Source organism: Rhizobium sp. BK289, assembly GCF_014193575.1.
GTDB classification, from domain to species: Bacteria; Pseudomonadota; Alphaproteobacteria; order Rhizobiales; family Rhizobiaceae; genus Rhizobium; species Rhizobium tropici_C.
The window spans coordinates 42,392-53,694 of record NZ_JACHZO010000008.1 but is presented as its reverse complement, the minus strand read 5'-3'; the positions used below and the strand labels follow the sequence as shown (position 1 = coordinate 53,694).

Here is an 11,303-nt window from a genome sequence, read left to right as displayed (position 1 = left end):
CACTTCGCTAACCGTTTATTGCCCGTATAGGAGGCAATATAAACGAAAATCCGCAGCTACCGGCGGCAGCTGCGGACAAAATCAATCGAACTCGGACGAGTGATCAGGCAGCCGGCGCCGAGATCGCAGGCTTCTTGGCGATCGCCTTGTGATCCGCATCGGTCAGGCCGAGAAGGAAGTTGATCTGCGGCCGGGCCTTGACCAGATCATCGATGGAATATTCGGTCAAAACATCGAAGAAGGCGTTCAGCGCCTTGCGCAGTGCGGAATTGAGACCGCAGCTATCGACCAGCGGACATTCCACCACGCCATCTTCGAAACATTCCGCCATGGCGAAACTGTCTTCGGTAACGCGAACCACGTCGAAAAGGCTGATATCGGTCGCGGGCTTGCCAAGACGCACGCCACCATTGCGGCCACGCACGGTTTCGACAAGACCCGCCTTCGTCAGCGGCTGCAGGATCTTGAAGAGAAACAGCTCGGACACGCTATAGGCCCTGGCAATCTCCGGGATGCGGCTCAGATGGCCTTCATTGGCGGCACAATACATCAGCATGCGCACCGCGTAATTGGTCTGTTTCGTCAAACGCATGCCGATCTCCTGGAATCAAGGCTGCTTAGGGGCTGGACCCGTATATAGTGGCTTTCTTAGTTTTGAACAATTCCAAAATATGAAATTCATATTCACGTTATTCGAAACCTGAGCTCCTCACCCGTTCGGCTTCGCCCCCTTCTCCTTCAGCTCCCTGGCGTAATCAAGGATTGCCTGCTTGCGCTCGGGTGTCCCCGGATGGGTTGAGAGCATGCTGGTGTTGCCATGATCGCCAAGTTTCGTTTCGAGGATATCGAAGAAGCGTGAGAGGGCCGTCGGATCCATGCCCGCCGCCTGCATCAGCTCCACAGAGCGGCGATCGGCCTGAGCCTCGGCCTCGCGAGAATAGGAAAGCGCAAGCAGGCCGCCCCCTTGGGTCAATAGATCCTGAATGCCGGAGCCTACGTCGCCGGCTATCAACAGCACGAGACCTGCAACACCCGCCGCGCGGTAAAGCTGGCGCAGGCTGTGCTTATATTCGACGTGACCGATCTCATGGCCGAGTACGGCAGTCATCACTTCCTTGTCGCCGCCGGCGAGTTCGACCAGTTGATCGGTCAGAACGAGGTTTCCGTCCGGCAGCGCGAAGGCGTTCGGACCGATGAGGCCGCCATCGCGGAAATTCAGATGGTAGCGGCTGGCACCACCTTCCGCGTTTGCGGCTATCGTGGCGAAATCATCGCGAATTTCCGTCTGCTGTGCCGCCGGCAGCTTGCTGGGGCCGAAGGTCACCTGGTCCAATGTCTTCAGCGTCCCTGCCGACATCATCTCCGGCATCACGGGCGGCGTCATCAGCACCGCAACCTCCACCAGGACCGGCAGGGCATAGCGATAAATGACCGAAGCAAGGATGATCGTCGCAAAAGCAAAGGCGACCAGCCGCGGCCGAACGCTCTCAAGCCCATGAATGAAACCACTGCGTCCCTCGCCTCGGCTCCACAGGTAAGCATCGACGGCATCATTATCACGGGTTTCAAAAACCGATTCATTCCCGAACGTGATGCGACGCGGAATGGAGCCGACACGCTGGCTCACTTCGATATCCGACCGGATACCCCAGGCAAGCCGCTTATCTTCCGTATCCTCTTCAGATGAGATCACAATGAGCGACCCGCCGATATCCATCAGCCGGGACGGAACCTCCCGGCTGGAATGCGGCGGATGCCAAACGCCCGTCGCGATCGTCTTCGGATCAGAAGCCAAAGTCGAATCCATCAACATCGAGATATTCCGCGCTGATCGCGCTTCCGGTCGAGCGGATCTGGTCGAACACGACGCCGATTTCGCCATCGACACTGATCGCTGTGTGCTCCGCCAAGAAGCGCTGCATCTGCACCGCAGCCCATGGGCGCATCAAGCCCAGCGTTATAAGCGTCAGCACCGTATTGACAATCACGACCCAAATATATTGCCGGCGACCAAGATTGCTGCGGAGCTGATGGCGGCCATCAATCGTAGCCGCCGACCAGACGATGTTGCGGATCGACGCCCGATAGTAGAGGCCGGCAAATATATATGCGAGCAGGCCAGCGGCAGCTCCCACATGAGCCGAACTGAGGCCGGCACCGGCTGAATTTGCCACAAGGCCGTGGAGACCAATGGCGGCAACAAAGCCGAGCACTAAGCCTCCGCCGATGGCAATTGCGATCATGCCTCCGAAAGCCCTATAGAGCGCACCCAGTGGCGGCTCGGTCGAGAACGGTCGATCACCATAGCGCAGATTATCGAAGATATATTTGTAGAACCAGCGGCTTGCGATCGGAGACAATAGCCCGAGCGATATCACCGTTATAAGAGCGCCCAAAAAGATCGCCTTGAATGCACCGCCATAGGTCCCGACGAAATCGAAGCGCACATTGCGATAGCTCGTCACGCGCGCGTTGAAGCGAAGGCCACGCATGAGAAACCATGGAAATATCACCAGCATGACAGGCCAGATTGCCAAGACTGCCAACGGCGCCACATGTGAAAATATGTTCAGCACGATCAAAAGGCCGAAAACGATCAACCGTCCAATCAGTATCTGCTTGCCCCTGGCGTGATATTCGAAACTATGTCCCAGCAGGACCGTGTTCCCATAGAAATACCGGTTCCGGCGTACCTTCGCCCAGGCCGAATAAATACCCAGCGTAACAATCGTCAGCAGAATATTGACGATCCAGATGCCGAAATATTCGGAGGCGTTGCCCGTAAAGGAAGCCCTCTGGAAAAAGGGCCTTCCGTCCAACGGATAGCTTTGCTCAACAACTGCCATACAGTAGTCCCCACCCCACAAGAGGACGAGCGTTCCCCGGAAGCATGCCATATGAACACGATCAGCCCGGAGGTGTGTTGCGCCACACACAACTCGCCTTACCGTTGCACTTGAAAGCAGGAAATCGAGCGCCGATCAATGGAAAAATATCAGCCGGCGGCATTCGGCCCGCGAAAGAGCAACCAGCTCAGGCAGATGCAACCTGAATGACATGCCGACTTGGATGCTCAGGGCGTCGCAACCCAGACCGCCATTTCGCAGCCGCCCGGCTCGCGAAAATGGAATCGGCGGCCGCCTGGGAAATCAAAGGCGGGCCGGGTGATGACGCCACCGGCGAATTCGACGGCGCGCTGGGCCGCTTCCAGATCGGTGGCGCGCACGACGGGCAAGGGCGTGCCGGCGGCCTCCCCCGCGTCCCCGTCTATGCCGGCATCTATACCGGCCGCCTCGATGACATGATAGGTCGGCCCATAGCTGACAAAACTCCAATCGAAGGCTTCCTCGAAGAAGCGCCGGGTTTTCAGGCCGTCTTTCGATGGAAATTCGAGATAGTCGATCTGATAGGTCACAGGCACAGTGCGGCCCTCCAATTGTTCTCGTTTTGTTCTAGACCAAAACGATGACACAGACAAGATCACTCTATCGAAAACGGGTGCAACAAAAAACCGCCGCCCGAAACGTGCCGGGCGGCGGCCGATAATACCAATGGTGGCGATACTTACTTCATCGTCGGCATGACGAATTCGGCGCCATCCTTGATGCCGGACGGCCAGCGGGCGGTGATCGTCTTCGTGCGCGTCCAGAACTTGATCGAGTCCGTGCCGTGCTGGTTGAGATCGCCGAAGCTCGAGGCCTTCCAGCCGCCAAAGGAGTGATAGGCGAGCGGAACCGGGATCGGAACGTTGACGCCGATCATGCCTATGTTGATGCGCGAGGCGAAATCGCGGGCCGCATCACCGTCGCGGGTATAGATGGCGACGCCGTTGCCGTATTCGTGCTTCATCGGCAGGTCGAGCGCTTCTTCGTAATTCTTGGCGCGGACGACCGAGAGAACCGGTCCGAAGATCTCGGTCTTGTAGATGTCCATCTCGGGCTTGACATGGTCGAACAGCGTGCCGCCGACGAAATAGCCATCTTCATAGCCCTGCAGCTTGAAGCCGCGGCCGTCGACGACCAGCTTGGCGCCTTCTTCGACGCCGCGATCGATCAGGCCGTTGACGCGGTTATAGGCATCCTTGGTGACGAGCGGGCCCATGTCGGCCTTGTCATCGGTATAAGGGCCGATGCGCAGGGATTCGATCTTCGGCACCAGCTTCTCGACGAGACGGTTGGCCGTGTCTTCGCCGACCGGAACCGCAACCGATACCGCCATGCAGCGCTCGCCGGCCGAACCGTAGCCGGCGCCCATCAGGGCGTTGACGGCCTGGTCCATATCGGCGTCAGGCATGATGATCATGTGGTTCTTGGCGCCGCCGAAGCACTGGGCGCGCTTGCCGTTCATGGCGGCGGTGCCATAGACGTAGCGGGCGATCGGCGTGGAGCCGACGAAGGAAACGGCAGCGATATCCGGATCTGTCAGGATGGCGTCTACCGCGGCCTTGTCACCATTGACGACGTTGAGGATGCCTGCCGGCAGGCCGGCTTCGATCATCAGTTCGGCCAGGCGGAGCGGCACGGACGGATCGCGCTCGGACGGCTTCAGGATGAAGGCATTGCCGCAGGCGATCGCTGGCGCAAACATCCACATCGGGATCATCGCCGGGAAGTTGAACGGCGTGATGCCCGCGCCGACGCCGACCGGCTGGCGGATGGAGTACATGTCGATCGCCGGGCCGGCGCCTTCGGTAAACTCACCCTTCTGCAGATGCGGGATGCCGCAGACGAATTCGCAGACTTCCAGGCCGCGAACAATATCGCCCTTGGAATCTTCGACCGTCTTGCCGTGCTCCTTGGAAAGAAGCGTGGCGAGCTCATCCATGTTCTTGTTCAGCAGCTCGACGAATTTGAAGAAGACGCGTGCGCGGCGCTGCGGATTGGTAGCCGCCCATTTGGGCTGCGCGGCCTTGGCATTCTCAACCGCGGCGCGGATTTCCTCGACACTGGCGAGCGCGACGGTCGCCTGCATTTCGCCGGTTGCCGGGTTGCAGACCTTGCTGATGCGCCCGCTCGTGCCGGCGACATGCTTGCCGCCGATGAAATGACCGATCTCACGCATGGATGTGCCTCCTCGTTTTCTTCGATGCTGACAGGATCGCACTTCAATTTGCACAAATCAATGAGCTGATATAAGCAACCGTTGTGCAAAAATTAAAGCCCTCGATGTGCAAATTGGATATGTGAATGGATTGGGATGATGTCCGCATGTTTCTCGCCGTCGCGCGAACCGGGCAGATTCTGGCGGCTTCGAAACGGCTGGGTGTCAACCACGCGACCCTCTCCCGCCGTGTGACGACGCTGGAGGAGCGGCTGAAGACGCGGTTGCTGGTGCGGCGTACCAATGGCTGTGACCTGACGGCGGAAGGCGAGATTTTTCTGCACGCGGCGGAGCGCATGGAAACGGAGATGCTGCGCGCGCAGGCAAGCGTCGGCCATCTCGACAGCGCCATAACAGGGACGGTGCGGATCGGCGCGCCCGACGGTTTCGGCGTCTCATTTCTCGCGCCGCGTCTCGGGCGGCTGATCGCCCGGTATCCGGAGCTGCGTATCCAGCTCGTGCCCGTTCCCCGCTCCTTTTCGCTGTCGCAGCGCGAGGCCGATATCGCGATCACGCTGGAGCGCCCCGAGCAGGGCCGGCTGGTCTCGTCCAAGCTCACGGACTACACGCTCGGTCTCTACGCCTCGAAAGCCTATCTGGCCCAGGCGGGACTACCCGACAGCGTCGAGGCGCTGAAGCTGCATCCCCGCATCGGCTATGTCGAGGATCTGATCTTCACGGCGTCACTGAATTTCTCCGGCGAAATCATGCGCAGCTGGGATGCCTCCTTCGAGATCTCCACCGCCATCGGCCAGACGGAAGCGGTTCGCTCCGGCGCCGGCATCGGCATCCTGCACGATTATATCGCCAGGCAGTTTCCCGAGCTCAACCGTATCCTGCCCGATGTCTCCATCAAGCGGGCCTACTGGACGACCTATCATGAAAGTGCCCGCGACCTCGTGCGCGTGCGCACCGTCGTGGATTTCCTGCAGGAACTGGTGAGCGAAGAGCGGCGGATCTTCTTGTAACGCCCGCACGCGTTACGGCAGCAAGCTGTTCCACCAGCATGGAGGATGCGGCGGAGCCTCGGCTGCGGCATGCTTCGGCGGCTCTTCGTTCTCGTCGGGATTGGGAACGGGAATCTCGTCCGGCAGCCTGTCGGGCTCCGGCTCTTCGACCGGCGGCTCCGGCGTCCATCCGGGGCCGGGCATCGGCGGCTTTTCGGGGATCGGCTCGTTCGGCACCGACATCGGCCTGATCCTTTCGTCTCGTTGCTGATAAGGACAGAACGATGGGAGGCCGGCGGGGTTCCAAGATTAATGTCGTGATATCGGCAAGCGCATCGCCATCCACCAGCACACACCGGCATTATCCGAAATCGCCGGTGCTGGACAACGCGCTCTCAAAGCCTAGTATTTCAGACCTGAGCCAGGGAGCTACGATGATGAGCGACAAGAAGCAGCAGAAACTGAGCGAGAAGGAGCGCAAGGAACAGGACGATTACCTGGAGGAAGCGCTGGAGGAGACTTTTCCCGCGAGCGATCCGATATCGCCCGGTCACGTCTCGAAGAAGCCTGAAGATAAGAAATAGGCTCTGTGGCTGACGGGTCAGCTGTACAAGATGAACAGAGGAGAGAATGGTACGGTTGAGTGGGGTCGAACCACTGACCTCAGGTGCCACAAACCTGCGCTCTAACCAACTGAGCTACAACCGCACATGCCCGCGTCGCCGCGAACGGGGGTGACATACGAGGACTTTAAAATTATTTCAAGTCCTATCTCCCCGCAATATAAAAAAGCTTTGCAGATATCCCAATGATGAAGCCCGGCGGAATACCGGGCAAGCCGGCTTATGCCGGAAATAAAAAGCCCCGCCCCAGGCTTGCACCTGGGAACGGGACGTTCGCGCCTTGGGAGGCTTATTGTCGGAAAATGATCAGGCCTTGAAGGAGGCCATTGCCTTTTCAGCGGCGTCCTTAGCGGGCTTTGCCAGCTTCTCGGCAACCTTCTTGGTGGTGTCCTGGATGGACTTGGCCTGCTCGACGGTGACTTCGGCCTGCTTGCGGATGAAGGCGGTCTGAAGTTCGAAGAGTTCGGCAACGGACTTGACGCGAAGCAGGGCTTCCATGTGAGCCAGCGAGCTTTCGGCATTGGTACGCAGAACGTCGATCGCCTTGAGGCCGATTTCCACGGAACCGGACTGCGCGGTCTGCACGGTTGCCTCAACCGTCTTGCCTGCTTCCTCGGTCGCAGCCTTCAGCTTCGCGAAGGCTTCCTTGGACTGGGCAGCGCCCTTTTCAGCGAAGTCGCGGAAGGTTTCGGAGAACTTGGACGGATCGAATGCCGCCGTTGAAAAAACGTCGTCTTTCTTTACAGTAGCCATGATTACGCTCCTAAAAGGGTCCTCTCTGAGGTGCCCGTCGTGAACTTGTGTGAGGCCTATATAATATAAAAAATTGTGCAGTGCAATATATTTTGTGCGGCGCACAAGGCGTTAACCTTTCCGGCCGAAAAATGGGCCCTTCGCTGGACCGAAAAGCGGCGCGCCGTTATTAATAAACCATTAAAGCAAGAGAGGCGATTACGCCCGCAAAACAGGTTGGAAAATGCCCGCAATTCAATATCCGTTCATTGACATTGCCGTGCATCCCCGCGTCCGGGAACGTTTCGCACGCGGCGAAGCCATGGTCATGTTCTCGACCGGCATGGACCGCGTGCTCTGGGCCAATGGTGCCGGCGCCAACCTCTTCGGCTATGACGTCATCTATGATTTTGTCGAACAAGGACCGAAGCCCGGCGACGTCTCGTTCCGTCAGATCGAGGCAACGGCGCGCGGCCTCGGTGCGGTCGGCGACCAGCGCACATTCCTGATCCGCATGGCCTCGGGCTTCCAGCGGGCTGTTGTCAATGCGGCCGTCGAGCTCATCCGCATCCAGGCCGGCGAAGAGGCGGTCCTGTTTTCTTCTCCGGTCTCATCGAAGCCGCTCGCATCGGCCGAATGCGCCAGGCGCATGATCGACGGGTTCGACGATCCCGATACCCACATGGCGGTCATCGGCCGCGACGGCGATATCATTGCCGCTTCCGCCGGCTTCGGCGCACTCGGCGTGACGCCGCAGACGGCACGGATGCTGACGACCATGGCTGGCGCCCAGCCCGACCGGCTGATCAAGCGGCCGATCTCGACCGGTCATGGCTATTTGCCTGCCGCGATCGGCAAGCTGTCGGAAATTCCAGCCTTGCATCTGCTATTTGTCGTCGAGGCCGCGATGGGCCGCCTCGATCCGGCGGAGGACCGCACCGAAAAGGCAGGCTCCACCGTATCTGCCGTGGTTGAACCGCAGACGGAAGGGGTACGCGAGGAGCTCGAGGCGGCGGCGGATGAGACTGCAAAGCCTGTCGAGGACGTGCCTTTCGGCGATGTCATCGAGGCCGTGGCCGATATCGAGGAACTGGACGAGCCGTCGGAATATCGCTCCGACGAGCAGCAAGAAGCGCCGCCGTATTCGGAAAGCACGGACAAGGATATGCATGCGCCGGTGCTGGCGAATGGCGCCGACGCGGCGGAGGACGAAGCCGCCCTTCATAACGGGACGCCGCAGGAACAGGCGGCAACCAGCGACGAAGAGCCGGCCAAGGATGCTCCGGCGGAAACGCGTGTTGAACAGCCTTCATCGGAAAGTTCGTCCGCCGAGAATCATCCTGTCGAAGGCTTTACCTTCCAGCGCAATGGGCGCGCCACACGTTTCGTGTGGAAGATCGATGCGGCTGGCCGGTTCAGCGAGGTTTCCCGCGAATTCGCCGACGCGGTCGGTCCCCATGCGGCCCAGATTGCGGGCGAGGCCTTCGCCGATGTCGCCCAGCGCTTCAATCTCGATCCGGACCGCAAGATTGCGGAATTGCTCGCGCGGCGCGATACATGGTCTGGCCGGACGATCTACTGGCCGGTAGAAGGCACGAGCCTGATGGTGCCGGTCGATCTGGCGGCGCTACCGACCTATACCCGCAGCCGCGAATTCGACGGTTTCCGCGGCTTCGGCGTCGTACGCTTGGCGGACGCGATCGACGATCCGATGAAACGCGGCATGGATCTCGGCCATCAGGATGACAAGGATGCGGCACGTGCCACCGATCCTTTAGCGGAAGTCGAGGTGGTTTCCGAGGAGCAACCGGCTTCCGCGCCCGAGGCTCCGGTCGCGACGGAAGAGGCGGAGAGCCTGGCGCAGGATACGGCGGAAGATGCTGCCGCCGAGCACCACGAACCGCCTGCCCTGCGGATTTCCGAAACTCCGAACCGGCGTGAATCGGACAAGGTGGTTCGCCTGCACGAGCGCCGGACCTTGACGCAGGCCGGCCTTTCGCTCAGCGAGCAGGCCGCCTTCCGGGAGATCGCGCGACAGCTGGAGCCCTTTGGCAAGCGCACGGAACCGCCTACGGAGCAGCCGCACGACGAACGGCACGAAGACGATGCCGATATCGCCCCGCAGCCGAATGCGGCCGACGAGATCCTGTCGGATATGGAGGAGCCGACTGAGGGAAGCGACCACGTCCAGGACGGGCAGACAACGGCTCCAGAGGCTGGGGAGGATGCATCCAATCCGCTCGAGAAGCTGGCCGAAACCACGGATGGCGACAGCCTTGGGACCGTCGACGGCGCTCAGGCCGAAAATCCGGCCGCTTCCGCCGAGCCGGAGGAGGATTTCGATCCGCTTGACGTCCTGAACACCGCCATTCCGCCGCGCGTGAAGATGCGCACGGGCCTGTCTTCCGAGATCGTCGATCAGTTGCCGCTCGCGATCCTTATCCATGCCGGCGATCGCCTGATCCACGGCAATCCGGAATTCCTGCGGCTGACCGGCTACGAGAACCTAGACGATCTCGAGCAGATCGGCGGGCTGGACGCGCTGCTGCAGCGCAACGACCTGGAAGGCAAGACCGAACAGCCCGGTACGATGATGGTCGTGCGCGCCGACGATGCACTGGTGCCGGTTACGGCACGCTTGCAGTCGATCCGCTGGGAAGATGGTACGGCATTGATGCTGGCGCTGATGCCAGTGGAAAGAAGCGAGCCGCCGGCACCGCCGCCGCAGTCCATTCCCGAAGAGGCACGCCACGAGCGCATCGTCGAGAAAGTCGCGAAGTTGCAGGTGGAGATCGAGGAGCTGCGCTCGACGCTGGAGACGGCAACGGACGGCGTGATCATTATCGGCCAGGAGGGCGAGATCCGCTCGATGAATCGGTCGGCAAGCGCCCTCTTCAATTATGACGATCAGGAAACGCGCGGCAAACCCTTCGTTATGCTGTTTGCCCATGAGAGCCAGAAGGCTGTGCTCGATTATCTCGGCGGTCTTTCGGGCCATGGCGTCGCCAGCGTACTCAATGACGGCCGCGAAGTGATCGGCCGCGAGGCCTCCGGCGGCTTCGTGCCGCTGTTCATGACCATGGGGCGCCTCAACTCCTCGAACGGCTACTGCGCCGTCATCCGCGACATCACGCAATGGAAGCGCACGGAAGAGGAACTGCGCAACGCCAAGCGTGCCGCCGAAACCGCCAATGCCCACAAGACGGATTTCCTGGCGCGCGTCAGCCATGAAATCCGCACGCCGCTCAATGCCATCATCGGCTTTTCCGACATGATGGCCGGCGAACGCTTCGGGCCGATCGGTCACTCGCGCTATATCGAATATGCGACCGATATCGGCCGTTCCGGCCGCCATGTGCTCGACATCGTCAACGATCTTCTCGATATCTCCAAGATCGAGGCGGGCGAGATGGACCTGGATTTCGCCTCCGTCGGCCTTAACGAGGCGATCACCGAAGCGGTGTCGCTCGTGCAGCCGCAAGCCAATAGCCAGCGCGTCATCATCCGCACGGCGTTGTCGCAATCGGTGCCGAATGTCGTTGCCGACCTGCGCTCGATCAAGCAGATCGCGCTCAACATCCTTTCCAACGCCATCCGCTTCACGCCGTCTGGCGGTCAGATCGTGGTGTCGACCGCCTATGAAGGCAATGGCAGTGTCGTGATGCGGATCAGGGATACCGGTGTCGGCATGACGCGCTCGGAGCTCGAGCAGGCCATGAAGCCGTTCCGGCAGGTCTCCACCAATGCCCGCAAGCGCGGCGACGGCACGGGCCTCGGCCTGCCGCTGACCAAGGCCATGGTCGATGCCAATCGGGCGACCTTCGCGATCAACTCAGCTCCGAACGAGGGCACGCTGGTCGAGATCACCTTCCCATCGCCGAGGGTGTTGGCGAACTGAGAG

Annotated in this window: 10 protein-coding genes and 1 tRNA gene; 3 read left to right on the top strand and 8 right to left on the bottom strand. The window is 60.4% G+C overall.

The annotated features are described in order from the left end of the window. Positions 1-103: 103 nt before the first annotated feature. The 5 genes from rirA to FHT84_RS16745 all read right to left on the bottom strand — a co-directional run bounded on the left by rirA (position 104) and on the right by FHT84_RS16745 (position 5,061). The gene (gene rirA / locus FHT84_RS16765) at positions 104-592 is read right to left on the bottom strand and encodes an iron-responsive transcriptional regulator RirA (RefSeq protein WP_112344350.1); all 489 of its coding nucleotides are present in this window, start codon (positions 590-592) and stop codon (positions 104-106) included. Positions 593-709: 117 nt separating this feature from the next. Further along, the gene (locus tag FHT84_RS16760; RefSeq protein ID WP_162737040.1) at positions 710-1,795 is read right to left on the bottom strand and encodes a M48 family metallopeptidase; all 1,086 of its coding nucleotides are present in this window, start codon (positions 1,793-1,795) and stop codon (positions 710-712) included. Next, a complete protein-coding gene (locus FHT84_RS16755) occupies positions 1,785-2,846 on the bottom strand; it encodes a DUF898 family protein (protein ID WP_112344349.1) in 1,062 nt (353 codons plus the stop codon). Before FHT84_RS16755 ends, FHT84_RS16760 begins: the two co-directional genes overlap by 11 nt. A 227-nt stretch (positions 2,847-3,073) precedes the next feature. Then, a complete protein-coding gene (locus FHT84_RS16750; protein WP_112344411.1) occupies positions 3,074-3,421 on the bottom strand; it encodes a VOC family protein in 348 nt (115 codons plus the stop codon). A 143-nt stretch (positions 3,422-3,564) separates the two neighbouring features. Beyond that, complete coding sequence (locus FHT84_RS16745; RefSeq protein WP_112344348.1) at positions 3,565-5,061, bottom strand: CoA-acylating methylmalonate-semialdehyde dehydrogenase; 1,497 nt, start codon at positions 5,059-5,061, stop codon at positions 3,565-3,567. Between the two features lie 125 nt (positions 5,062-5,186). Between FHT84_RS16745 and FHT84_RS16740 the strand changes: the two genes are divergently transcribed. Further along, positions 5,187-6,068, top strand: a complete 882-nt coding sequence (locus tag FHT84_RS16740; RefSeq protein WP_112344347.1) for a LysR family transcriptional regulator — start codon at positions 5,187-5,189, stop codon at positions 6,066-6,068. 12 nt (positions 6,069-6,080) lie between these two features. On the opposite strand, the gene FHT84_RS16735 is transcribed toward FHT84_RS16740, so the two are convergent. Beyond that, entirely contained in the window at positions 6,081-6,290 is a 210-nt protein-coding gene (locus FHT84_RS16735) for a hypothetical protein (protein ID WP_113250977.1), read from the bottom strand. A gap of 194 nt (positions 6,291-6,484) precedes the next feature. Between FHT84_RS16735 and FHT84_RS16730 the strand changes: the two genes are divergently transcribed. Then, entirely contained in the window at positions 6,485-6,631 is a 147-nt protein-coding gene (locus tag FHT84_RS16730) for a hypothetical protein (protein ID WP_169643943.1), read from the top strand. Between the two features lie 47 nt (positions 6,632-6,678). On the opposite strand, the gene FHT84_RS16725 is transcribed toward FHT84_RS16730, so the two are convergent. Next, positions 6,679-6,755, bottom strand: a tRNA-His gene (locus FHT84_RS16725). A 221-nt stretch (positions 6,756-6,976) separates the two neighbouring features. Continuing rightward, positions 6,977-7,423 (bottom strand): phasin, encoded by a 447-nt coding sequence (locus FHT84_RS16720; protein WP_112344345.1) that lies wholly within the window; start codon positions 7,421-7,423, stop codon positions 6,977-6,979. 223 nt (positions 7,424-7,646) lie between these two features. On the opposite strand from FHT84_RS16720, the gene FHT84_RS16715 reads away from it, so the two are divergent. Next, positions 7,647-11,300, top strand: coding sequence for an ATP-binding protein (locus FHT84_RS16715; protein ID WP_112344344.1), 3,654 nt, complete (start codon positions 7,647-7,649; stop codon positions 11,298-11,300). Positions 11,301-11,303 lie beyond the last annotated feature (3 nt).

Excerpts from the sequence above, each read along its gene's own strand:
- FHT84_RS16745 (WP_112344348.1), bottom strand. The coding sequence starts at position 5,061 with ATGCGTGAGATCGGTCATTTCATCGGCGGCAAGCATGTCGCCGGCACG.
- rirA (WP_112344350.1), bottom strand. The coding sequence starts at position 592 with ATGCGTTTGACGAAACAGACCAATTACGCGGTGCGCATGCTGATGTAT.
- FHT84_RS16715 (WP_112344344.1), top strand. The coding sequence starts at position 7,647 with ATGCCCGCAATTCAATATCCGTTCATTGACATTGCCGTGCATCCCCGC.
- FHT84_RS16755 (WP_112344349.1), bottom strand. The coding sequence starts at position 2,846 with ATGGCAGTTGTTGAGCAAAGCTATCCGTTGGACGGAAGGCCCTTTTTC.
- FHT84_RS16735 (WP_113250977.1), bottom strand. The coding sequence starts at position 6,290 with ATGTCGGTGCCGAACGAGCCGATCCCCGAAAAGCCGCCGATGCCCGGC.
- FHT84_RS16720 (WP_112344345.1), bottom strand. The coding sequence starts at position 7,423 with ATGGCTACTGTAAAGAAAGACGACGTTTTTTCAACGGCGGCATTCGAT.
- FHT84_RS16740 (WP_112344347.1), top strand. The coding sequence starts at position 5,187 with ATGGATTGGGATGATGTCCGCATGTTTCTCGCCGTCGCGCGAACCGGG.
- FHT84_RS16730 (WP_169643943.1), top strand. The coding sequence starts at position 6,485 with ATGAGCGACAAGAAGCAGCAGAAACTGAGCGAGAAGGAGCGCAAGGAA.